This window comes from Streptomyces sp. JLBT605 (assembly GCF_058215555.1).
Genome location: NZ_CM177087.1, coordinates 2252647 through 2276149, shown reverse-complemented (window position 1 = coordinate 2276149; position 23503 = coordinate 2252647). Strand labels below are relative to the sequence as shown.

Annotated in this window: 21 protein-coding genes; 13 read left to right on the top strand and 8 right to left on the bottom strand. The window is 71.4% G+C overall.

Annotated features, from left to right (window positions below; all coding sequences use genetic code 11):
• The first annotated feature begins 24 nt into the window (after positions 1-24).
• Entirely contained in the window at positions 25-2091 is a 2067-nt protein-coding gene (locus tag AC4BDD_RS10200) for a thioredoxin domain-containing protein (protein WP_490690676.1), read from the top strand.
• Between the two features lie 4 nt (positions 2092-2095).
• On the opposite strand, the gene trhA is transcribed toward AC4BDD_RS10200, so the two are convergent.
• Positions 2096-2803, bottom strand: coding sequence for a PAQR family membrane homeostasis protein TrhA (trhA, locus tag AC4BDD_RS10195; protein ID WP_490690675.1), 708 nt, complete (start codon positions 2801-2803; stop codon positions 2096-2098).
• A 251-nt stretch (positions 2804-3054) separates the two neighbouring features.
• Between trhA and AC4BDD_RS10190 the strand changes: the two genes are divergently transcribed.
• The gene (locus tag AC4BDD_RS10190) at positions 3055-4890 is read left to right on the top strand and encodes a phosphoenolpyruvate carboxykinase (GTP) (protein WP_490690674.1); all 1836 of its coding nucleotides are present in this window, start codon (positions 3055-3057) and stop codon (positions 4888-4890) included.
• Positions 4891-4959: 69 nt separating this feature from the next.
• Here AC4BDD_RS10190 and AC4BDD_RS10185 read toward each other — a convergent pair whose 3' ends face one another.
• The 4 genes from AC4BDD_RS10185 to AC4BDD_RS10170 all read right to left on the bottom strand — a co-directional run bounded on the left by AC4BDD_RS10185 (position 4960) and on the right by AC4BDD_RS10170 (position 10054).
• Positions 4960-5382 (bottom strand): SCO4983 family protein, encoded by a 423-nt coding sequence (locus AC4BDD_RS10185; RefSeq protein WP_490690673.1) that lies wholly within the window; start codon positions 5380-5382, stop codon positions 4960-4962.
• Between the two features lie 83 nt (positions 5383-5465).
• Positions 5466-6677, bottom strand: a complete 1212-nt coding sequence (locus tag AC4BDD_RS10180; RefSeq protein ID WP_490690672.1) for a pyridoxal phosphate-dependent aminotransferase — start codon at positions 6675-6677, stop codon at positions 5466-5468.
• Between the two features lie 267 nt (positions 6678-6944).
• Positions 6945-8291, bottom strand: a complete 1347-nt coding sequence (locus AC4BDD_RS10175; RefSeq protein ID WP_490690671.1) for a M14 family metallopeptidase — start codon at positions 8289-8291, stop codon at positions 6945-6947.
• A gap of 413 nt (positions 8292-8704) precedes the next feature.
• Positions 8705-10054: a M14 family metallopeptidase gene (locus AC4BDD_RS10170; protein WP_490690670.1), complete on the bottom strand. Its 1350-nt coding sequence runs from the start codon at positions 10052-10054 to the stop codon at positions 8705-8707.
• A 279-nt stretch (positions 10055-10333) separates the two neighbouring features.
• On the opposite strand from AC4BDD_RS10170, the gene AC4BDD_RS10165 reads away from it, so the two are divergent.
• Positions 10334-11185, top strand: a complete 852-nt coding sequence (locus AC4BDD_RS10165; RefSeq protein ID WP_490690669.1) for a S1 family peptidase — start codon at positions 10334-10336, stop codon at positions 11183-11185.
• Between the two features lie 81 nt (positions 11186-11266).
• Here the strand turns inward: AC4BDD_RS10165 and AC4BDD_RS10160 are convergent, their stop codons facing one another.
• The 3 genes from AC4BDD_RS10160 to AC4BDD_RS10150 all read right to left on the bottom strand — a co-directional run bounded on the left by AC4BDD_RS10160 (position 11267) and on the right by AC4BDD_RS10150 (position 14167).
• Complete coding sequence (locus tag AC4BDD_RS10160; RefSeq protein ID WP_490690668.1) at positions 11267-12316, bottom strand: hypothetical protein; 1050 nt, start codon at positions 12314-12316, stop codon at positions 11267-11269.
• Positions 12313-12957 carry a hypothetical protein gene (locus AC4BDD_RS10155; protein ID WP_490690667.1) on the bottom strand — a complete coding sequence of 215 codons (645 nt, stop codon included), beginning with the start codon at positions 12955-12957 and terminating at the stop codon, positions 12313-12315. The genes AC4BDD_RS10160 and AC4BDD_RS10155 overlap by 4 nt, the downstream gene beginning before the upstream one ends.
• A gap of 205 nt (positions 12958-13162) precedes the next feature.
• On the bottom strand, positions 13163-14167 hold the full coding sequence (locus AC4BDD_RS10150; RefSeq protein ID WP_490690666.1) for a chitinase: 1005 nt from the start codon (positions 14165-14167) through the stop codon (positions 13163-13165).
• A 334-nt stretch (positions 14168-14501) separates the two neighbouring features.
• Between AC4BDD_RS10150 and AC4BDD_RS10145 the strand changes: the two genes are divergently transcribed.
• The 10 genes from AC4BDD_RS10145 to AC4BDD_RS10100 all read left to right on the top strand — a co-directional run bounded on the left by AC4BDD_RS10145 (position 14502) and on the right by AC4BDD_RS10100 (position 23503).
• Positions 14502-15386 carry a hypothetical protein gene (locus AC4BDD_RS10145; RefSeq protein ID WP_490690665.1) on the top strand — a complete coding sequence of 295 codons (885 nt, stop codon included), beginning with the start codon at positions 14502-14504 and terminating at the stop codon, positions 15384-15386.
• Between the two features lie 29 nt (positions 15387-15415).
• Entirely contained in the window at positions 15416-16120 is a 705-nt protein-coding gene (gene cpaB, locus AC4BDD_RS10140; protein ID WP_490690664.1) for a Flp pilus assembly protein CpaB, read from the top strand.
• 12 nt (positions 16121-16132) lie between these two features.
• Positions 16133-17974, top strand: coding sequence for a CpaE/TadZ family protein (locus AC4BDD_RS10135; protein WP_490690663.1), 1842 nt, complete (start codon positions 16133-16135; stop codon positions 17972-17974).
• Between the two features lie 3 nt (positions 17975-17977).
• Complete coding sequence (locus AC4BDD_RS10130; RefSeq protein WP_490690662.1) at positions 17978-18508, top strand: TadE/TadG family type IV pilus assembly protein; 531 nt, start codon at positions 17978-17980, stop codon at positions 18506-18508.
• Entirely contained in the window at positions 18505-19917 is a 1413-nt protein-coding gene (locus AC4BDD_RS10125; RefSeq protein WP_490690661.1) for a TadA family conjugal transfer-associated ATPase, read from the top strand. Before AC4BDD_RS10130 ends, AC4BDD_RS10125 begins: the two co-directional genes overlap by 4 nt.
• A complete protein-coding gene (locus tag AC4BDD_RS10120; protein WP_490690660.1) occupies positions 19910-20848 on the top strand; it encodes a type II secretion system F family protein in 939 nt (312 codons plus the stop codon). Before AC4BDD_RS10125 ends, AC4BDD_RS10120 begins: the two co-directional genes overlap by 8 nt.
• Positions 20849-20864: 16 nt before the next feature.
• Positions 20865-21761 carry a DUF5936 domain-containing protein gene (locus AC4BDD_RS10115; protein ID WP_490690659.1) on the top strand — a complete coding sequence of 299 codons (897 nt, stop codon included), beginning with the start codon at positions 20865-20867 and terminating at the stop codon, positions 21759-21761.
• A gap of 248 nt (positions 21762-22009) precedes the next feature.
• A complete protein-coding gene (locus AC4BDD_RS10110) occupies positions 22010-22174 on the top strand; it encodes a hypothetical protein (RefSeq protein ID WP_490690658.1) in 165 nt (54 codons plus the stop codon).
• A gap of 11 nt (positions 22175-22185) precedes the next feature.
• The gene (locus tag AC4BDD_RS10105) at positions 22186-22875 is read left to right on the top strand and encodes a pilus assembly protein TadG-related protein (protein WP_490690657.1); all 690 of its coding nucleotides are present in this window, start codon (positions 22186-22188) and stop codon (positions 22873-22875) included.
• Positions 22876-23044: 169 nt separating this feature from the next.
• Positions 23045-23503 (top strand): hypothetical protein, encoded by a 459-nt coding sequence (locus AC4BDD_RS10100; RefSeq protein ID WP_490690656.1) that lies wholly within the window; start codon positions 23045-23047, stop codon positions 23501-23503.

Here is a 23503-nt window from a genome sequence, read left to right as displayed (position 1 = left end):
GGGCATTGTGAGAGGCTGGGGTGTATGAACCGGTTGGCTGGCGTGACCTCGCCTTATCTGCTTCAGCACGCTGACAATCCGGTCGACTGGTGGCCCTGGACGCCGGAGGCTTTCGAGGAAGCGCGGCGGCGTGATGTACCCGTTCTGCTGTCGGTTGGCTACTCAGCGTGTCACTGGTGTCATGTCATGGCATCGGAGTCCTTCGAGGACCAGCCGACCGCCGACTTCCTCAACGAGCACTTCGTGTCGGTCAAGGTCGACCGGGAGGAGCGCCCGGACGTCGACGCGGTCTACATGGCGGCGGTGCAGGCGGCCACCGGGCAGGGCGGCTGGCCGATGACGGTCTTCCTCACCCCCGAGGCCGAACCCTTCTACTTCGGCACCTACTTCCCGCCCGCGCCCCGGCACGGCATGCCCTCCTTCGGCCAGGTGCTCGAGGGTGTGCGGGCCGCGTGGGCCGATCGGCGGGAGGAGGTCGCCGAGGTGGCCGGGCGGATCGTGCGGGACCTCGCCGAGACCTCGCTGCCGTACCAGGCCCCCAGCCCGCCCGGCGCGGAGGACCTGCACACCGCGCTGCTGGAGCTGACCCGCCAATTCGATCACAAGCGGGGCGGGTTCGGCGGCGCGCCCAAGTTCCCGCCGTCCATGGTGCTGGAGTTCCTGCTGCGGCACCACGCGCGTACCGGCTCCCAGGCCGCCCTGCAGATGGTCCGGTCCACCTGTGAGGCGATGGCCCGCGGCGGGATCTACGACCAGCTCGGCGGCGGCTTCGCCCGGTACTCGGTGGACGCCGGCTGGGTGGTGCCGCACTTCGAGAAGATGCTCTACGACAACGCCCTGCTGTGCCGGGTCTACGCGCACCTGTGGCGGGCCACCGGCTCCGGTCTCGCCCGCCGGATCGCCCTGGGCACCGCCGACTTCCTGCTGCGGGAACTCCGCACCGAGCAGGGCGGGTTCGCCTCCGCGCTGGACGCGGACAGCGAGACCGCCGACGGGCACCACGCCGAGGGGGCGTACTACGTCTGGACGCCGGAGCGCTTGCGTGCTGTGCTCGGCGAGGAGGACGCGGCCTTCGCCGCCCGCCGCTTCGGGGTCACCGAGGAGGGGACCTTCGAGGAGGGCGCCTCGGTGCTGCGGCTCCCGGACACCGATGAGCTCGCCGACGCGGAGAAGGTCGCCTCGGTGACCGCGCGGCTGCTGGCCGCCCGCGAGGCCCGGCCGCGGCCGGGCCGGGACGACAAGGTCGTCGCCGCCTGGAACGGCTTGGTCATCGCCGCGCTGGCCGAAGCCGGCGCCTACTTCGACCGCCCGGACCTGATCGAGGCGGCCACCGGCGCCGCCGACCTGCTGGTCCGGGTGCACATGGACTACCAGGGGCGGCTGGCCCGCACCTCGCTGGACGGCACCGCGGGCCCGCACCCGGGGGTGCTGGAGGACTACGCCGACGTCGCCGAGGGCTTCCTCGCGCTCTCCTCGGTGACCGGCGAGGGCGTCTGGGTGGAGTTCGCCGGGCTGCTGCTGGACACCGTGCTACGGCACTTCACCGGCGCGGACGGCACGCTCTACGACACCGCGGACGACGCGGAGGCGCTGATCCGCCGCCCCCAGGACCCGACGGAGAACGCCACCCCGTCCGGGTGGACGGCCGCCGCGCAGGCACTGCTGAGCTACGCGGCCGTCACCGGAAGCAGCCGCCACCGGGAAGCCGCCGAGCGGGCCCTTGGTGTGGTCAAGGCGCTCGGCCCCCGGGTGCCCCGCTTCCTCGGCTGGGGCCTGGCGGCGGCCGAGGCGGCGCTGGACGGGCCGCGCGAGGTCGCGGTGGTCGGCCCGGCCGGCGACCCGGCGACCCGGGCCCTGCACCGGGTGGCCCTGCTGGGGACCGCGCCGGGCGCGGTGGTCGCCGTCGGCGAGCCGGGCTCGGACGAGGTGCCGCTGCTCACCGGCCGGCCGCTCTTCCGCGGCCGTCCGGCCGGCTACGTCTGCCGCAACTTCACCTGCGACGCGCCCACGGCCGACCCCAAGGTGCTGGCCGCGGCCGTCCGGGGCGCCGGCGAGGACGTCCCGCCCCCGGCCGGCCCGGACCGCGGCTGATCGCTCAGCCGTGCTGGTAGGCGACGAGCGAGATGCCGACGTAGTGCACCACGAAGGCGGCCAGCGTGAACGAGTGGAAGACCTCGTGGAAGCCGAACCAGCGCGGTGACGGGTTGGGGCGTTTGGTCCCGTAGATCACCGCGCCCGCGCTGTACAGCAGCCCGCCGACGATGATCAGGGTCATCACCGCGATGCCGCCGGTGTGCATGAAGTCGGGCAGGAAGAAGACCGCGGCCCAGCCCAGCGCGATGTAGCAGGGGGTGTAGAGCCAGCGGGGCGCGCCGACCCAGAAGACCCGGAAGGTGATCCCGGCCAGCGCGCCCGCCCACACCAGCCACAGCAGCAGCTGCTGCTTGCCGCCCGGCAGGAGCAGCAGGGTGAACGGTGTGTACGTGCCCGCGATGATCAGGAAGATGTTGGCGTGGTCCAGCCGGCGCAGCACGGCGGTGGCCCGCGGGCCCCAGTCGCCGCGGTGGTAGAGCGCGCTCACGCCGAACAGCGCACAGGCGGTCAGCGTGTAGATCGCGCAGGCCAGACGGCCGCGGGGGCTGTCCGCGAGGGCGGTGAGGATCACCCCGGCGATCAGCGCGGTGGGGAACATCCCGGCATGCAGCCAGCCTCGCAGTCGGGGCTTGACCGGCAGGGGGAGTGTGAGGTCGGCCGGTCCCGCGGGAGGGACGTCGTCGGCGGCTTCGGGCGCGGCGGCAGTCATGGCGTTCATGCTACCTACGCGACCGTAGGTTACCGGCTGGTGTCGAGTGGTGATGGTCACCAGAACGCCCTCTGGACATATTGGCTCACTGGCCGGAGGATCAAATGAGCGCGGTCGGCACCGGATGAGCTTGCATCCGGGTCGCAGCCCCCAAGGGGTAGCTGTCTCCAAAAGCGGATACACGTGCACGTATCCGCCCAACCCTCAACGTCAACGCCGGGGCAGGTCGGTTCCGGCGGAACGGAGCGATCGTGGCGCGCAGTAATGCGGCTCCCCTCACCACCCCAAGCACCCCACCCACCCGCCACCAGGAACTGATCGCCTGGGTCGATGAGATCGCCGCTCTCACCGAGCCGGACAAGATCGTGTGGTGCGACGGCTCGGAGGCGGAGTACGAGCGCCTCGCCGAGGAACTCGTCGCGAAGGGCACCTTCAAGCGACTCGACCCGATCAAGCGCCCCAACTCCTACTACGCCGCCTCCGACCCGACGGACGTGGCGCGGGTGGAGGACCGCACCTTCATCTGCTCCGAGAAGGAAGAGGACGCGGGCCCGACCAACCACTGGAAGGCCCCCGCCGAGATGCGGGAGATCTTCGCGGGCGAGCAGGGGATCTTCCGGGGCTCGATGCGCGGCCGCACGATGTACGTCGTCCCGTTCTGCATGGGCCCGCTGGGCTCGCCGCTGTCCGCGATCGGCGTCGAGATCACCGACTCGGCGTACGTCGCCGTCTCCATGCGCACCATGACCCGGATGGGACAGGCCGTCCTGGACGAGCTGGGCGAGGCCGGGTTCTTCGTCAAGGCCGTGCACACCCTGGGCGCTCCGCTCGCCGAGGGCCAGGCCGACGTCCCGTGGCCGTGCAACTCCACCAAGTACATCTCGCACTTCCCCGAGAGCCGCGAGATCTGGAGCTACGGATCCGGCTACGGCGGGAACGCGCTGCTGGGCAAGAAGTGCTACGCGCTGCGCATCGCCTCGGTCATGGCGCGCGACGAGGGCTGGCTGGCCGAGCACATGCTGATCCTCAAGCTCACGCCCCCGCAGGGAGAGGCCAAGTACGTCGCCGCCGCCTTCCCCAGCGCCTGCGGCAAGACCAACCTCGCCATGCTGGAGCCCACGATCTCCGGCTGGACCGTGGAGACCATCGGCGACGACATCGCCTGGATGCGCTTCGGCGAGGACGGCCGCCTCTACGCGATCAACCCCGAGGCGGGCTTCTTCGGTGTCGCGCCCGGCACCGGCGAGCACACCAACGCCAACGCCATGAAGACCCTGTGGGGCAACTCGGTCTTCACCAACGTCGCGCTCACTGACACAGGCGACATCTGGTGGGAGGGCATGACGGAGGAGACCCCGGCCCACCTCACCGACTGGAAGGGCAACGACTGGACGCCGGAGTCCGGCACCCCGGCCGCCCACCCCAACGCCCGGTTCACCGTCCCGGCCTCGCAGTGCCCGATCATCGCGCCCGAGTGGGAGGACCCCAAGGGCGTGCCGATCTCGGCGATCCTCTTCGGCGGCCGGCGCGCCTCCGCCGTCCCGCTGGTGACCGAGTCCTTCGACTGGCAGCACGGTGTCTTCCTCGGCGCGAACGTCGCCTCGGAGAAGACCGCCGCCGCCGAGGGCAAGGTCGGCGAGCTGCGCCGCGACCCGTTCGCCATGCTGCCCTTCTGCGGCTACAACATGGGCGACTACATGGGCCACTGGATCGAGGTCGCCAAGGACAAGGACCAGTCCAAGCTGCCGAAGATCTACTACGTCAACTGGTTCCGCAAGAACGACGCCGGCAAGTTCGTCTGGCCGGGCTTCGGTGAGAACAGCCGGGTGCTCAAGTGGATCGTGGAGCGCCTGGACGGCAAGGCCGAGGGCGTCGAGACCCCGATCGGCATCCTGCCGACCAGGGACGCGCTGGACACCGACGGCCTGGAGCTCGCCGACGCCGACCTGGACTTCCTGCTCACCGTCGACAAGGAGGTGTGGCGCGAGGAGGCCGCCCTGGTCCCCGAGCACCTGAACACCTTCGGTGACCACACTCCGACGGAGCTGTGGGACGAGTACCGGGCGCTGGTCAAGCGCCTGGGCTGAGGCGGAATGAAGCAAGCCGCATGAAGCGGGGCCGGACGCTGGCATCAGCGTCCGGCCCTCTTCGCGTCGTCACTCGCCCTGGATGCCCAGCGCCGCGGCGTGCGCGTCCATCCGCTCGGCGGCGAGCCGAGCGCCCGCCGTGTCACCGCAGGAAGCCGCCACCACCAGCGCGTTTCCGGCGAGGGTGTGGGCCCGCTGGTGGAGCTGGGTGATCCGGTCGGCGATCCGGTCCCGGTCCGGCGCCGCGGTCGGCGCCGCCCGCAGCGGGGAGCGGCCCGCCCGCAGCCGGGTGACCTGGTCGGCGAGACGCTGCGCCGCGTCGTCCCAAGCGGTGTCCCGGGTCAGGGCGCGCAGCTCATCGCTGATGGTCAGCAGGGCCGTGAGGTGTCCGGCGAGCCGGATCTCCAGCTCCTCCTGGCGGGAGCGGTGCGGGACGTCGTCCGCGCGCCCGGCCATGCTGTGGACCGACTTGGTGCGGATCGGTTCGTACATGGGATGGCCTCCTGACAAGCTCAGGAGACCATCCTAACTTAGACCCTGTCTAAAGTTGTCTGACTTACAGAAGGTTTACCGGCTCACGGCTGGCTGTAACCGTCCAGGAAGTTGCCGATCCGGGTGACCGCGTCCGCCAGGTCCTCCTTCACCGGCAGCGTGACGATGCGGAAGTGATCGGGCTCGGGCCAGTTGAAGCCCGTGCCGTGCACGATCATGATCTTCTCGGCGCGCAGCAGATCGAGGACCATCTGCCGGTCGTCCTTGATCTTGAAGACCTTGGGGTCCAGCCGTGGGAAGGCGTACAGCGCGCCCTTGGGCTTCACGCACGTCACGCCGGGGATCTGGGTCAGCAGCTCGTAGGCGGTGTCGCGCTGCTCCAGCAGCCGGCCGCCGGGCAGCACCAGGTCGTTGATCGACTGGCGGCCGCCGAGCGCCGTGGCCACCGCGTGCTGCGCGGGCATGTTCGCGCACAGCCGCATGTTGGCCAGGATGGTCAGCCCCTCCAGATAGCTGGCCGCGTGCCCCTTGGGGCCGCAGACCGCCAGCCAGCCGCTGCGGTATCCGGCGATCCGGTACGCCTTGGACAGGCCGTTGAAGGTGAGCGTCAGCAGGTCCGGGGCGATGGCGGCGGTCTCGGTGTGCGTGGCGCCGTCGTAGAGGATCTTGTCGTAGATCTCGTCCGAGCAGACGACGAGGTTGTGCCGCCGGGCGATCTCCGTGAGCCCGCGCAGCAGCTCCTCCCCGTACACCGCGCCGGTCGGGTTGTTCGGGTTGATGATCACGATCGCCTTGGTGCGGTCGGTGACCTTGCGCTCGATGTCGGCCAGGTCCGGCAGCCAGTCCGCCTGCTCGTCGCAGCGGTAGTGCACCGCGGTGCCGCCGGCCAGCGCGACCGAGGCCGTCCACAGCGGGTAGTCCGGCGCCGGGACCAGCACCTCGTCGCCGTCGTCCAGCAGCGCCTGCATCGACATCTGGATCAGCTCGGAGACGCCGTTGCCGAGGAAGATGTCCTCGACGTCCAGCTCGATGCCCTTGGTCTGGTAGTGCTGCATCACCGCGCGGCGCGCGGACAGCAGACCCTTGGCGTCGCCGTACCCGTGCGCGCCGCCGAGCGTCCGCAGCATGTCCTCGAGGATCTCCGGCGGGCACTCGAACCCGAACGGCGCCGGGTTGCCGGTGTTGAGCTTGAGAATGCGGTGACCCGCTGCCTCCAGCCGCATCGCCTCCTCAAGTACCGGACCCCGGATCTCGTAGCAGACATTGGCGAGCTTCGTGGACTGGATCACCTGCATGACCGCCACGATACGCGCGCCGCGACGGGCGCCGCGCGGCGTTTCGGCCCGCCCCGGGGGCCGCCCCCGCCCCGCGCCGGCCCGGCGGCTGTCCGATCACAATGCGACCGTCGGTACCCACATGCGGAATACCGGTCGACGCGGTCCGCCGGGCTTCGAAAGTGGCCGGATCGCCGGAGGTGGTGTGAAGTGTGCCACCGCACGGTGATGACCCCGGGGACGGGCTGACGCCGGCCCCGGGGTCACGCGTGTGCCGTCAGCTTGCTGTCAGCTGCCCGAGCAGTACTGCTGCTCCTTGCCGATGGCCCGGTACATGCAGTCCGAGGTCTCCAGCAGCTGGAGCACCGCGTCGCGGTTCCGGTCGGTCTCCCGCTCGATCACCTCGTCGGGCGGGTAGAAACCGCCGCCGCCGAAGGACGACGGGTACATCTCGAAGGTGTACGCGAAGATCTTCTGGTTGCCCCACAGCCAGTCGTCGATCGACCCGTCCGTGATGTACAGGTCGCTGGACTGCTCGGGGGTGTAGCCGTTGCTCGCGGCCATCTTCCTGCCGACCGTGGCGAAGACGTCGTGGTCGTCCTGGGTCAGGCCGGGGGCGGTGTCCGCGTTGGTGTAGCCGTACGGCCAGAGCACCAGCTCGCTGTAGGTGTGGAAGTCGATCGCGGACCTGATCTGCTGCTTGCCGCCGACGACCCGGCTGCGCGCGAAGTCGGCGACCACCTTCACCTCGGGCGCGGACTCGGCCGAGGTGCCGCGGTAGGTGTCGGAGCTGGGGCTGCCGGAGGAGCCTCCGCAGCAGCCCCACTTGAAGTTCCAGTTCCGGTTCAGGTCGGTGCCGACGGCCGAGGAGCCGGAGTTGGGCTGGCGGTTCTTGCGCCAGCTGCGGTAGGAGCCGGTGGAGATGTCGTATTCGCCGCCGTCCGGGTTGACGTCCGGGACGATCCATATCTCGCGCCCGTTGACGGCGTTGGTGATGCGCGAGTCGGTGCCGTAGTCCTGGGTGAACTCGCGGATCAGGTAGAGCGCCATCTCCACGGTCAGGTGCTCCCGGGCGTGCTGGTGGTGGGTGAACAGCACCTCGGGCTCGTTCTCGTCCTGGCCGGCGTTGTCGCTGATCTTGACCGCGATGATGTCCCGGCCCTGGTACGACTTGCCGATGACGCGCTTGCTGATGATGTTCGGGTACTTGGTGATCGCCGCGTTGATCTCGGCGGTCATCTCCGCGTAGTTGTGGTACTTGGCGTCCGCCGAGGGGAAGTCGTACAGCTTCGGCGGCGCCCCGGCGGTACGGGCCGGGGGAGCGGGCAGCGCGGAGACCTCGAAGCCCAGTGCGCGCACCGCCTTCACCTGGGCGGGGTCGGCGGTGATCACCAGGGAGCGGGCGTCCACCTCGTCGATCGACACGCCGGTGGCGGCGAGGGCGTTGCGCTGGTCGACCGTGGTCCGGCCCGCCACCTCGTACTGCCGCTGGGGCTCGTCGGCCGTGGGGGCGGATGCGGCGGTGTGGCGCGGAGCGGACGAGTCGTCGGCCTGGGCGGCGATCGGGGCGCCGAGGGCGAGGGCGAGCACGGCGGCGAGAGCGGGGGCCCGTCTGCCGCGGATACGGAGTCGCATGGAATCTCCTGGGGGGTGAGTGGCTCCTGGGGTGGCTCCATGGGTGCTGGGGTGCTCGGGCGCCGGGGTGTGTGGGGCCCCGGGGGTGCGGGGGGTGCGGTGGGTGCGGTGGGGGGTGAAGAGGCGTAGCGACTGGGGTCAGTGTTCGGCCATGGGCATGACACGGTCAAGGGTGTCGGGTGGTCGGAATGCGCCAACTTGAGTCCGGCTTCCGTGCACGCACGGCGGTGCGGCGGCGAGCGGACGACACCGGAACGACACCGGAACGACGCGAGGACGACGCGGGGACGCCGGGACGACGCAGGGGGCGACGCAAGGACGCGAGAGGACGACGCAAGGGCGCCCCGCGCGGCCGCGGGGCGCCCTTGGTCCATCGCCGGATCGGCTGGTTCAGCCGCCGGGAACGGCCTCGGTCAGCTCGCCGAGCAGTACTGGTCCTCCTTGCCGATGGCCCGGTACATGCAGTCCGCGTTGTCCAGCAGCTTCAGCACGGCCTCCCGGTTCCGGCTGGTCTCCTTCTCGATCACCTCGTCGGGCGGGTAGAAGCCGTCCGAGCCGTTCTCGCCCGGATACATCTCGAAGGTGTACGCGAAGATCTTCTGGTCGCCCCAGAGCCAGTCGTCGATCGTGCCGTCCGTGATGTACAGGTCGCTGGACTGCTCGGGGGTGTAGCCGTTGCTCGCGGCCATGTCCTTGCCGATCGTGGCGAAGACGTCGTGGTCGTCCTTGGTCATGCCCTCGGCGGTGTCGTCGTTCGTCCAGCCGAACGGCCAGAGCACCAGCTCGCTGTAGGTGTGGAAGTCGATGGCCGCCTTGATCTGCTGCTTGCCGCCGACGACCCGGCTGCGGACGAAGTCGGCGACGACCTTCACCTCGGGCGCCGACTCGGCCGACGCCCCGCGATAGGTCTCCGAACCCGGCTCGGAGTCGGAGCCGCCGCAGCACCCCCACTTGTAGTCCCAGTTGCGGTTCTGGTCGGTGCCGATCTCCTGCGAACCCTCGTTGGGCTGCCGGTTCTTGCGCCACATCTGGTACTCGCCGTCGGTGAGGTCGTACTCGCCGCCGTCCGGGTTCACGTCCGGGACGATCCAGATCTCGCGGCCGTCGACCGCCTTGGTGACCGCGTCGTCGGAGCCGTAGCCGTCGCCGAACGCCTTGATGAGGTAGAGCGCCATCTCCACGGTCAGGTGCTCCCGGGCGTGCTGGTGGTGGGTGAAGAGCACCTCCGGCTCGTCCTCGTCCTGACCGACGTTGTCGCTGATCTTCACCGCGGTGATGTCCCGGCCCTCGTGGGACTTCCCGATCACCTGCTTGCTGATGATCTCCGGGTGCTTGGTGACGGCGGCGTCGATCTCCGCCAGCGCCTCGGTGTGGTTGTGGTAGCCGGCGTCGTCGGACGGGAAGTCCCGGGTGCCGGCCATCCTCGGCCCGCCCCGCTTCGGCGGAGCGGGCAGCTCCTTGACCTGGTAGCCGAGTTCACGGATCCGGCCGAGCTGGTCCGCGTCGGCCGAGACCACCACCGAATGCCTGCGGACCGCGTCGATCGACGCGCCGGTGGCCGCCAGCGCGGTGCGCCGCGCGACCGTGTCCGCGCCGCTGACCTCGTAGGCGCGCGGGGTCTTGGTGCCGGAGGCGGAGGTGTGGGGGGAGGGGTGGCGCGCGGACGCGCCGTCGGTGGCCTGGGCGGCGACGGGCACCGCGAGTGCCATCGCCAACAGGGCGGCCAGGGCGGTGGACCGCCGGCCGCGTATCTGCAGTCGCATGTTTTCGTCTCCTGGGAATTCCAGTGCGACGGGTGGGGGGTTGGGGCACTCACCCCCGGTGATTGAAGGTGGCTGTTGCGGTAGTTGGGGGCTGGGTGAGTACCGGCGCCCATGGTTGGTGCCCGGGAGGGGACGGTCAAGGGTGCGGGGAGTGCGCACCTGTCCCGGCCGCCCCCGATGCCCCTTTTCCGGCCGCCCGATCCATTGCTCTCGCATGGACTCGAACGTCACAATGCGCACGTCAAATCCGAGCACTTCGGTATGGAGGAAACCCCCCACATGAACAAGTCCTTCATCGGCGCGCTCTCGGCCCTGGTGCTGAGCGGCGCGTGCATAGCCGGGCTGAGCGCGCAGAGCGCCTCCGCGGCGGACACCGGGACCGCCGCCAAGAAGCCGCGGGCCGTGAACTTCGAGGGCACGGTCGCCTTGAGCAACTGCTCCGGCTCGGTCGTGAAGATGCCCAACTCCACCGACCAGGACCCGGCCCTGGTCATGTCCAACGGCCACTGCCTGGAGGAAGGTTTCCCCGGCCCGGGCGAGGTCATCGTCGACCAGCCCTCCAGCCGGCGCTTCACCCTGCTGGACGCGCGCGCGGGCAACGCGGGCACCGTGCACGCCACCAAGATCTCGTACGCCACGATGACCGACACCGACGTCTCGCTGTACGAGGTGGACGCGACCTACGCCGAGATCCAGGAGAAGTTCGGCGTCAAGCCGCTCGCCCTCTCCGCCGAGCGGCCCGCCCAGTCCGCCTCCATCAGCGTGGTGTCCGGCTACTGGAAGAAGATCTACAGCTGCAACGTGGACGGCTTCGTCCACGAGCTGCACGAGGGCCAGTGGATCTGGAAGGACTCGGTCCGCTACACCCCGGACTGCAAGACCATCGGCGGCACCTCCGGTTCGCCGGTCGTCGACACCGCCACCGGCAAGGTGGTCGCGGTGAACAACACCGGCAACGAGGACGGCGAGCGCTGCACGGACAACAACCCGTGCGAGGTCGACGAGAACGGCGACGTCACCGTCCACCAGGGCATCAACTACGCCCAGCAGACCTACCAGATCACCCGGTGCGTCGCCGAGGGCAACAAGATCGACCTGAGCCTGCCGGAGTGCACCCTGCCCAAGCCGTAACCGCCGCGAGGCGCCCGAGACATGCGTCAGGCCGGTTCCCCGCCCGCTCGGCGGGGAACCGGCCCGTGGCCGGGGCACGGATCAGCGGTTGACCGCCTGCGCCTCCTGGACCGTGACGTCGGTGGTGGTGCCGAAGGTGCCCTCCGGCAGGTCACCGCGGGAGCCGTCGCTGGCCTTCCAGCTGATCTTCCAGGTGATGGTCGCCTTGAACCGGTACGGCTCACCCGAGCTGGACCGCAGGTAGGTCACGCCGCACGGCGGCGTGTCCTTGGAGTGGCCCGGGGTGTACGGGGTGCCGATGCTGCCGTCCTTGCTGATCTCGCAGGTGCCGGAGGACGGGTACACCTGTGCCTCGGAGGTGCCCGGCTCGATGGTCACCCCCATGGGCTCGGCCGTGGTGGTCGCCGAGAGACCGATCTCGGGCACCGAGGCGGTGACCGACACCGGCTTGAAGGTGGCCTTGTCCAGCCACGCCCAGGTGGGGATGTTGACCGTCTGCTTGCCCTCGGCGGAAGGATTCAGCGTGATGTCGGTGTCCGGGACGCGCAGCTCGGCGTAGGCCAGCCGGGAGAGCTTCTCGGCGTCGATGGCTTCCTTCACCTTGGGCTTCTCGCCCTTGTCCGCCCAGAAGCTGGAGTCCTCCCAGCACTTGTCGATGTCGCCCTGGGCATTGGGGTCGTCATTGATCTCCGGGACCCACCAGTTGCCCTTGTCGGCGTTGCCGGTGTTGTAGTCCTTGATGGGGTGGCCCTTCACCCACTCGTCGATCTTCTGCTTGCCCCAGTCGGTGTCCTTGGACAGCTCGAGGCGGGGTTCCCAGACCTTCTTGAACTCCTCGGGCGTCATGCTCGGAGAGAACCAGCACTTCGGCGGCGGCGCGGTGTTCACCTTCGGGGTGACCGGGCCGGTCGACTTGCCGCTGCCGTTCTTGGAGCGGTCGTAGACGATGCCGTGGACCGTCGAGTTGATGGTGTGCTCGTCGTTGTCGCTGCCACCGTGCGCGTCGCCGGGCTTGGGCCGCGTCTGCTCGTCCGAACCGCCGCCCGGCACGTCCGCGTGGGCCACGGCCGGCGATATGGCGAGAAAGAGTGCGGCGGCCACCGCGGCCGCCCGCTTACCTGCTGATGTCACGGCCGGCACTGTGCCGCCCCCCTGTCCGTGCTCATGTCCGCCGTCTGCCAGACCCCGGCCGGGCTCTTGCGCAGCATGGCGGTGTACAGAACGTACGAATCCTTGCTCGCCTTGGTCTTGAGGACCTTCCCGGTCTTGCGGACCTTGGCGAAGCCCTTGCTCTCGTCGCCGCAGTACGTCACCTGGGCGCTCTTGCTGCCCAGCGTGACGTTCGGCTGGTAGTAGCGGAACGCGCCGGTGAGCGAGTAGCCCTCGTCGACGTAGAACTTCAGGACCTTGCGCGCACCGGCCTGGGCCATCGGATGCGTGTAGAACGTCACCGCGTCGGACTCGGTCTCGCCCTCGACCTTGGCCTCGTCCAGGGCGCGGACCCGCGCGGCGGTGTCCGCCAGGACGGCGTCCTTCTTCTTGTCGCCGGTGGTGAAGCCTTCGAAGGTCAGCTTCAGGTCGTCGGGCAGCGCGATCTTCGGGTGGCCGGGCCGGTCGCCTTCCCCGGCCGGCCCGGACGCCGACTTCGAGGCGGGTGCCGACTCGGCGCCCTTGATGTCGTCCTTGTCGTCGGAGCCCCCGTCGCTGCCGCACGCGGCGAGGACGAGCGCCGCGCCAGTGACTGCCACGGCGGTGGTGAGGATCTTCTTCACGGGGCGTCTCTTTCCCAAATCTCCGTGCGATGGCTGGCGGGTACAACGGCCATCCTCTCAGCCCCCTCGCCCGGCGGGGTGGTGCCCCCGCCCCGGGTTCGGTCTTGCGGCAGTCCTGTGACCGGGCTGCGACGGGCCGCCGCCGTGGTGCGCGGCGGCGGCCCGTGGGGAGCGCGGAGTCCGGCGGATGCGGGCCGGCCGGCTGCTACGGCAGGCCGTGGACGTGCGAGCCGACCTCGGTGGCGAAGGCGTTGCCCGCGGTGGCGTCCCAGTTGGTCGACCAGGTCATCGCGCCGCGCAGGCCCGGGTAGGTGCGCGGCGGCTTGAAGGAGCCGCAGCCGGTGCCCCTGGTGAGGCAGTCCAGGGCGGCGTTGACCACGGCGGGGGAGACGTGGCCGCTGCCCGCGGCCCGGGGGGAGGCGGGCACCCCGATGCCGACCTGGGAGGGGTCGAGGCCGCCCTCCAGCTGGATACAGGCGAGGGCGGTGAGGAAGTCCACCGACCCCTGGCTGTACACCTTGCCGTCGCAGCCCAGCATCGAGCCGCTGTTGTAGTACTGCATGTTGACGACGGTGAGGAAGTCCTTCACCGCCAGGGCGGTCTTGAAGTACTCGTTCGAGGTGGACTGCATGTCGATCGTCTGGGGCGCCATCGTGACCACGACATCGCTCTTCTCGGCGTGGATCGCCTTGAGCGCCTGCGTCATATAGGTGGCGTTGAGACCGTTCTCCAGGTCGATGTCGACGCCGTCGAAGCCGTACTCGGCCATCAGCGCGAGGACGGACCGGGCGAAGTGGTCCGCCGAGGAGGCGTCGTTGACGCTCACCGCTCCGCGCTCGCCGCCGACCGAGAGGACGACCGACTTCCCCGCCGCCTGCTTGGCCTTGATGTCGGCCTTGAACTCCGCTTCGGAGTAGTGCAGCGCGGGATCCAGGGTGAAGTCCACAGCGCCCGGGGTGCCGGTGGCGTCGGCGAAGGCGACCGCGATGATGTCGTATCCGTCGTGCACATCGCGGAGCTTCTGGACGGTGGCGCCGTTGTCGAAGTTCTGCCAGTAACCGGTGACCGCGTTCCGGGGCACGGCCGCCGCGGCCGAGGGCTCCTCGGCGGTGCCGGCGGCGCCGGCCGTGCCCGCGCCGCCGACGGCGATCAGGCCGCCGGCCGTCAGTGCGGCCGCCGTAAGGGCGCCGAGCAGGTTCTTGCGGTACATGCGTGATCGTGCGCGAGCCACGTCTGCCTCCGAGTGGGGGGTATACCGGTGGGGGTGGGTGGGAGGAAGTGGGGTGGGGGTGGGTTGGGAGGAAGTGCGGTGGTGGAGGTACTCGTGCGGGTGCGCGCCCCGGGGCCCCAGGAGCGTGCCGTACAAGCTGGTCCAGACCAATGGGCTTGTCAACCCTCCGCGTTCCACCCGGCCTCCGGCGGGACCGCCGAGGAGCTGTTCTCTCCCGCCGCATTCACGGATAAAGTGCTGACGCACTGGGGGAAGGGCCGGATCGACCTCAAGGCCACAGCTCCCCCGGCGCCGAAGTGAACGGGGTAGCCGAGTGCCCACCGCGATAGCCGTCACCAGCCGCGAGCTGGTACTTCCGCCGCCCGACGGGCACACGCCGTCCGCCGTCGTGCTCCCGTCCCCGCAGGAGCAGTCCCTCGACGCCGCGCTCGCCGGCACCGCCGCGCTCCTGGACCGGCAGGGCTATCTCGTGGTGCTCTTCCCCGCCGCCACCCTCGCCGACGCCGTGCGGCGCCTGCACACCGTGCGCGCGCTGCTGGAGAGCGACCGGATCGCGCTGGTGCCCCTCGATCTGCCGCCGCTGGCCGTGGCGGTGCTCGCCCGTCAGCTCCGCCGGCTGTCGGTCTGCGACTTCAGCCCCGGCGTACTGGCCTGCGCCGCCCGGCTGCTGGCCCACTACGTGCACGCCGGCGCCCAGCTCGGCAGCGTCGCCCGGCTCGACCGGGTGCCGGTCTCGCTCGGCTCGCACGTCAAGTCCTGGCTGCCCGGCGCCCAGTTCGGGGTGCTCGCCCACCCCACCCCCAGCCTGGTGCGGATCGGCGGCGACGACACCCTGCCCGGGCCCGGATACGCCACCGAGCTCACCGTCGCCCACGGACATCAGCACGGCCACGGCAGCGACTGGATCACCTCCACCCTGGCCGCCGGATGGCAGGTCCAGGGCGTCCGGGAGGTCCCGCTGCCCGCCGACTCGGTCCGCTGGTGGGGCACCGGCCGGCTGACCGAGTTCGCCGCCGCCATCCCCGACATCTCGGTCCTCTACCAGCTGGTGGCGTCCGTCCGCCGCGTGCAGTGCCACTGGTGCGGGCTGGAAGTCATCGGGGACCGCTGCGCGTTCTGCTCCGCCCCGGTGCCGCGGGGCGAGGACGCCCGCGCCCTCGCCCCGTCCAGCCGTCCCGCCCTGACCAGTCGGCAGTAGTCAAGTCCTTCGAACGAGGTTGCCCGTCCATGAATGTTCGCCAGCGCCGCGGAGTCATCCTGCTGCTCCTGTCGGTCCTGTGCGCCATCGGCGCGTTCGCCGGAGTGCTCGCCGTCATCGACGACGTGGAGTCGAAGGTCGGGCCCGAGACCACCGCGTACGAGCTCAAGGCCGACATACCCGCCTACAAGGCGCTGGACAGCAGCGCGTTCCGGAAGATCTCGATGCCCGAGCGCTGGCTTCCCGAGACCGCCGTCACCGACCTGGCCGACATCCGCGGCAAGATCGCCGTCATCCCGCTGCGCCGCGGCTCGCTGCTCCAGGCCGACATGATCGTCGACCGGCCCGCGCTCAAGCCGGGCCAGCAGGAGATCGCCATCATGATCGACGCGGCCACCGGCGTCGCGGGCAAGATCACCCCCGGTGCCGAGGTGAACATCTACGCCACCTTCGAGGGCGACCGGGAGGGCCGGCGGTCCGTCTCCAAGCTCATCGTCTCCGGGGCCCGGGTCATCGACGTCGGCAAACTCACCGCCCTGGAGCCCGACTCGGACGACAAGCGGCGGATGAACGACGCCGTGCCCATCACCTTCGCCCTCGGCACCCGGGACGCCCAGCGCGTCGCCTACGCCGAGTCCTTCGCCTCCCATGTGCGGCTCGCCCTCGTCGCTCCCGGCGGCGGCACCGCCGTCGACCCCAAGGACCGCACCTACACCCTCGACGGCGACCGGTAGGAGGCGGGCCAGGTGACGATCAGAACCCTCCCGGCCGTCGGCGACCCCGACGCCGCCCGCACCGTCAGCGGACTGCTCGGGCAGCTCCCCGACGTCGAGCCGCTGCCCTGGGTCGAGGACTCGGCCCGGCTGCTGGACACCCTCGCCCAACTCGCCGCCGGCTCCCTCGAGGAACTGCCGGAAGTCGTCCTCGTCCACGAACGCATCGGCCCCGCCCCGGCGCTGGAGGTGATCCGGGAGATCGCACTCCGCTTCCCCGCGGTCGGCGTCGTGCTGATGACCGCGGACGCCGGGCCCGCGCTCTACTCCGCCGCCATGGACTCCGGCGCCCGGGGAGTCGCCGCCCTGCCGCTCGCCTACGACGAACTGGCCGCCCGGGTCCAGGCCGCGGCCCAGTGGGCCACCGGCATGCGGCGGCACCTGGGCGGGGGCGGGGACGGCCACCCGGCCGGACCGGGCGGGACGCTGGTCGCCGTCACCGGCGCCAAGGGCGGCGTCGGCACCACCGTGACCGCCGTGCAGCTCGCACTGGCCGCGCAGGCCGCCGGGCGGGAGGTCGCGCTGGTCGACATGGACCTCCAGTCCGGCGACGTCGCCTCCTACCTCGACGTCCAGTTCCGCCGCTCGATCGCCGACCTGGCGCAGATCAGCGACATCACCCCGCGGGTGCTGCGGGAGGCGGTCTTCACCCACCCGTGCGGACTCGGGCTGCTGCTGGCGCCGGGCGACGGCGAGCGCGGCGAGGAGGTGACGGACGCGGCGGCGCGGCACATCCTCCAAGCCCTGCGCGCCCGCTTCGAGATCGTCATCGTCGACTGCGGCACCCAGATCACCGCCGCCAACGCCGCCGCCGTCGAGGCCGCCGACACCGCGCTGCTGGTCACCACCCCGGACGTGGTCGCGGTACGGGCCGCCAAGCGGATGGTGCGGCTGTGGGACCGGCTGCAGATCCGCAAGGCCGACCAGACCCTGACCGTCCTCAACCGGCACACCCGCGCCGCCGAGATCCAGCCCCAGCTGGTCGAACGGGCCACCGGCACCCGCACCACCCGCACCTGTGTGCCCGCCGGCTACAAGGAGCTCCAGCCCGCCGTCGACTCCGGCCGGATGCAGGACCTGGACGCCAAGTCGGCGGTACGGCAGGCGCTGTGGGCGCTGGCCGGGGAGCTGGGCCTGGTGGCGGCCGCCGCCGGCGCAGGCCGGGGCACGCACCGGGGCGCCCACGCCGGGCCCGCCGACCGCACCCTGCCGGGGCTGCGCCGCCGCCGTGCCCTGTCGGCCGGGCCGGAGCCCGCGGTCCAGAGCGGCACCCAGGGCGGGGCGCCGGACGGCAGCGGCGGCAAGGGCACCGGCGCCGCCGCTGGTCGCACTGCGGGCGCCGACACGACCGGCGCGGGCACCGGGCCCGACGCGCTCACCCGGGTGCCGACCGGCAGGTTCGGCCGCAGACGCGGCGTGCGGGACGAGCGGAACGGCCGGGACGAGCGGGGCGGCCGGGACGACCGGGGGCAGGTCACGGTGGAGTTCCTCGGCGTCATCCCGCTGATCCTCACCGTGCTCGCCGTGATCTGGCAGTGCGTCCTGGTCGGTTACACCTACTCGCTGGCCGGGAACGCCGCCGACCAGGGTGCCCGGGCGGCCGCCGCGGCAGCCACCGGCGGCGCGGGAGCCTGCGAGCAGGCCGCGCGCCAGGACCTGCCCAGCGCGTGGCAGGAGAGCGCGAGCACCGAATGCCATGAAGAGAACGGCCTGTGGAAGGCCACGATCCGGGTGAAGGTGCCGGTGCTCTTCCCGGGCGCCGTCGACTTCCCGTGGACCGTGACCGGCACGGCGGGCGCGGCGAAGGAGAGCTGACCGATGGCGACCGGGCGACCCCCCTCCCCCCACCGCGCCGATCACGCGCCCCACCGGCCCCGGGTCACCGCGCCTGCCGCGTCCCACCGGCCCCGGGTCACCGCGCCTGCCGCCTCCCACCGGCCCGCGCCTGCCGCCCCCAGCGGCGCGGGCGACCGCGGCCAGGCGTCCATCGAGTTCCTCGGCTTCCTGCCGATCCTGCTGGCCATCGCGCTCGGCGCCGTCCAGCTGGGCCTGGGTGCGTACGCCGCCCAGCAGGCCGGAACCGCCGCCCGGGCCGCGGCCCGCACCGCCTCGCTCGACGACCCCGAGGTGAGCCCGGCGGGCGCCGGCCGGGCAGCGGTCAGCGGCTGGCTCGCCGACGGCACCTCGGTGTCGGTCCGCCAGGGCGGCGGCGAGGCACGGGCCACCGCCAGCGTCGAGATCCCCTCGGTCATCCCCGGCGTCAGCTTCGGCAGCGCCAAGCGCACCGCCACCATGCCGCGCCGCGAGGACACCCCGGCCGGCACGGTCCGGGCAGGGGGCGGCCGATGAGCCTGCGCTCGCGCATCGCCGCCCCCGAGACCCCGGCCGACCGGCGGCAGGACGGCCACCTGGTCGCCGTCTACCGCACCAAGCTGCTGGAGGAGATCGACCTCGCCGAGATGTCCTCGCTCGCGGCGGCCGAGCGCCGGTCCCGCCTGGAGCGCGTCCTCGGCCACATCATCAGCCGCGAGGGTCCGGTGCTCTCCACCGCCGAACGCGACCGGCTGATCCGCCGCGTGGTGGACGAGGCGCTCGGTCTCGGCGTCCTCGAACCCCTCCTGGAGGACGCCTCCATCACCGAGATCATGGTCAACGGACCGGACCAGATCTTCGTCGAGCGGGCCGGCCGGGTCGAGCTGGTCCCGGTCCGCTTCGCCTCCGACGAGCAGCTGATGCAGACCATCGAGCGGATCGTCTCCACCGTCAACCGGCGGGTGGACGAGTCCAATCCGATGGTCGACGCCCGGCTGCCCAGCGGCGAGCGGGTCAACGTCATCATCCCGCCGCTCGCCCTGACCGGCGCCACCCTCACCATCCGCCGCTTCCCCCGGGCGTACACCCTCCCCGAGCTGATCGGCATGGGCACCCTGGACGAGCAGATGCTGCTGCTGCTCGCCGCGCTGGTGCGGGCGAGATTCAACGTCGTCGTCTCCGGACCCACCGGCTCCGGCAAGACCACGCTGCTCAACGCGCTCTCCGGACTGATCCCCGACGGGGAGCGGATCATCACGGTGGAGGACGCCGCCGAACTCCAGCTCCAGCAGACCCACGTCATCCGCCTGGAGTCCCGGCCGCCCAACGTCGAGGGCAAGGGGCGCATCACCATCCGCGACCTGGTGCGCAACTCGCTGCGGATGCGCCCGGACCGCATCATCGTCGGCGAGGTGCGCGGCGGGGAGACCCTGGACATGCTCCAGGCCATGTCCACCGGCCACGACGGCTCCTTGGCCACCGTGCACGCCAACAGCGCCCAGGACGCCCTGATGCGGTTGCAGACCCTGGCCTCCATGTCCGAGGTCGCCATTCCCTACGAGGCGCTGCGTGACCAGATCAACAGCGCCGTCGACTGCATCGTCCAGCTGACCCGGCACGCCGACGGCTCCCGCCGGGTGAGCGAGATCGCGCTGCTGGACAGCCACGGCCACGAGGCGTACCGGATCGCCCCCCTCTGTCGCTTCGACGCCCAGCCGACGGGCGCCGACCGGGTCGTACGCGGCCGGTTCCGCCACTTCCCGCTCCCCGCACGGGCCGCCGAGCGGCTCCGGCTGGCGGGCGAGGCGGTGCCGCCCGCCTTCGGCGTCGCCACCCAGCCCACCCAGCCCACCCAGCCGGCCCAGCCCGCCCAGCTCACCCAGCTCACCAGCCGCGACGCGGCGGGCCGCCCCGCCCCCGGGACTGACGGAGGCCGCCATGGCTGACCTCGGGCTGCTCGCCCTGGGCAGCACCCTTCTCTGCGGAGCGCTGGCCGTCGCCGGGGCGCACGCCCTCGCCGCCGGACGGACCCAGCGCCAGGCGCTCATCGACCGGCTCTCCGACGAGGGCCCGCTGCCCGTGGCCGGGCGGCGGCGCCGCTTCGCCGCACTCGACCGCCGGCTGCGCCGCACCGACGCGGGGCGGAGGCTGGAGCGCCGCCTGGCCTCCACCGGACTCGACCTCACCGTGGCCGAGTTCGTCACGTACACCACCGGCATCGCGCTGGGCCTGTGGCTGATCGCGGCCACCGCGCTCGCCGCCTTCTTCGGCCCGATCGCCGCCCTGGTCGCCGTCTGGTCCGCCTTCGGCTTCCTCAACTGGCAGCGGCAGAAGCGGATCGAGAAATTCATCAACCAGCTGCCGGAGCTCTCCCGGATCCTCGCCAACGCCACCCAGGCCGGGCTGGCGCTGCGCACCGCGCTGTCCATGGCGGCGGACGAGATGGAGGCCCCGGCCGGTGAGGAGCTGGCCAAGGTCGCCGCCCGGCTGGCCGTCGGCCACTCCGTCGACGACGCCCTGGGCGAACTGGCCGAGCGGCTGCCCTCCCGCGAACTCGTCGTCCTCGTCACCACCCTGGTGCTCTCCAACCGGGCCGGCGGCACCGTCGTCTCCTCGCTGCGCAACCTCACCCAGACCCTGGAGGAGCGGAAGGAGACCCGCCGCGAGGTGCGCACCCAGCTCTCCCAGGTCACCATCACCGCGTATGTGGTGCCGCTGATGGGCATCGGCACCCTGCTGCTGGTGGACAAGATCGCCCCCGGCTCGGTCGAGCGGATGACCGAGGACTTCCGGGGGCAGATCGCGGTGGTCGTCGCCTTCGGGCTGTACGGGCTCGGGTTCTTCCTCATCCGCCGTTTGTCCAGGATCGACGTGTGAGGAGGGGCGGGGAGGGATGACCGGAATCGGCTTGCTGCTGGCCGCCGCCATGGGACTGTCCATGGCCGGCGTCGCCGGCGGTATCGCGCTCTACCGCAGCGAGGCGAAACTCCCGCCCGACCTCGCCGTCGCCCTGGAGGTCGGCGCCACCCGCACCACCGCCGTCGGCTCGCTGCTGGACCGGCTGGGCATGCGCTACGCCCCGCTGGTGCTGCGGCTGATGGGGGAGAAGCGGGTCGCCAAGGTCCGCCGCCGCATCGACCTGGCGGGCAACCCCGGGGGCCTGACCGTGGACCGCTACGCCGCGCGCCGCGCGGTGTACGGCGCGCTCGGCTTCGGCGGCGCGCTGGTGATGCTCGCCAAGGGCCAGCTGCTGCTCGCCCTGCTGCTCGTCGTCTTCGGCCTGTTCTGGATCGAGGTCGGCATCTGGGCGGCGGTGCGCGAGCGGAAGGACGCCATCGAGCGGACCCTCCCCGACTTCCTCGACGTGCTGGCCGTGGTGGTCAGCGCCGGACTCGGCTTCCGGCAGGCGCTGGACCGGGTCGCGGAGAAGTACGAGGGGCCCTGGGCCGACGAACTGCGCATCACGCTGCGGCAGATGGACATGGGGGTCAGCCGCCGCCAGGCGTTCGAGGAGCTGCGCAGGCGCAACGACTCCGAGCAGGTGGCGCAGTTCGTCACCGCGCTCCAGCAGGGCGAGGACCTCGGCGCCCCGATCGTCGACACCCTGATCGCGATCGCCAACGACATGCGCCGCACCGACGCCCAGAACGCCCGCCGCCGCGCGGCCCGCGCGGTGCCGAAGGCGACGGTGGTCATCACCACCTTCATGGTGCCCGGCACCATGATCCTGCTCATCGCCGGCTTCTTCATCGGCTCCGGCACCGACTTCGGTGACATCACCGGGGACTGACGCCCGGGCACCGGGGACCGCCCGCCCCAGGGAAGGAAAGAGGGAAGGAAGAGGGGAGGGAAGAGGGATGAACGGCGCCAACGTGCCCGGTCGAGCGCGGTTCGAACGGCAGGGGACGGGAAAACAATCGGGCCGGGTGCCCTGTTCCGAGGCCGGTGTCTCGGCGTACTTTGCTTCTGCCGCGAGCGGCACCACGGGGGCTGCAGCGCCGGACCACAGGGGGACGGCCACCCACGGAGGGGAACACGATGGGAAAGCGCGTGACGGGCAACGCCGACCGGGGCCAGACCTCGATCGAGTACCTGGGCATCATCGCGGTGGTCGTCGCGATCGCACTGGTCCTGATGACGACGGACTTCGGCAGCATGATCGCGGGCGCCATCTCCGACGAGATCGCCAAGATCACCGGCTGACCGACGACCGGATGACCGCTCGTCACCGGGGCGACGCGGGCCAGGCTTTCCCCCTGTATCTCACCGCCGTGGCCGGGCTCCTCTTCCTCGCTCTCGCCTTCTTCGCCGTGGGACGGGCCGGAGCCACCCGCAACGACGGTCAGACCGCCGCCGACGCCGCCGCCCTCGCCGCCGCACAGAACTACCGCGACCAGCTGCGCGGCGCGCTGCTCACCGCGGTCGCCGAGGGCGGTGACTGGGAGGACCTGCTGGACGGGAGGGGCCTCGCGATCGGCGACGCCTGCGAGGACGCGGCCTGGTTCGCCGGGAGGAACGACGCGGACCTCGCCGGCGCCGGCTGCGAACCCGGCTACCTGCCCACCTCCTTCACCGTGACCGTGACGACCCGGCACACCGTCGGCAGGTCGGTCATCCCCGGGACGGAGCGCCGGCACGCCAGGGCGACGGCCAAGGCGGTCGTGGAACCCCGCTGTGTCCACGACCCGGCGGATCCCCTTCCCGACCCCGACCCCTCCCCGTCGCCGTCCCACGACGGACACGGACACGGACAGAAGGACAAGAAGGACAAGGACAAGAAGGAGAAGGACAGCAAGCCGCCCCTCGGGCTCGACTGCGACGGCCACACGCTGGCCATCGACCCCGCGCACCCCGATCTCTTCCCCGAAGCGAATGAACTGTTCTCCGTGCGTCTCGCCGAGTGACGCGGGAGCCATGAGCAAAGGACTGCCACTGATGAGGATGCGGCGTACGACGAAGCGCCGGAGGGGTGCGGCCGCGGCGGTGTTCGCGGCGGCCCTCACGCTCACACTGTCAGGCTGTGGCGGGGACGGCGGCGGGGGAGACGGTGGCGGGGAAGGGAAGACGGGCGAGGTGTCGCGTGAGACGTCGTCGGCCCCGGGGAAGCAGCCGGACGGCAGACCGGCCACCGAGCCGACGGCCGTCATCGGCGAGGCGAAGGGCCCGGACGGTGTCGTGGTGAGCCTCACCTCGGCGGTGCGGGACGACGGCGGATTCGTCACGGTCAAGGGCACGGTGACCAACAACGGCAGCAAGTCGTACAACGCGTTCGCCTGGCGCTCCAAGGAGACCGAGCTGCACTCCCAGTCCTCGCTGTCCGGCGCCTCGCTCGTCGACCGGGCGGGCAAGAAGCGCTATCTGATCCTCCGGGACACCGATGGCGAGTGCCTGTGCACGACCGGACTGGTGGGCATCAAAGCGGGCGAGAGCCGCCCGGTCTTCGCGCAGTTCCCCGCGCCGCCGGCCGACGTCACCGAGGTCGACTTCCAACTCCCCACGATGCCGCCGGTCAGCATCGAGATCTCCGGGTGA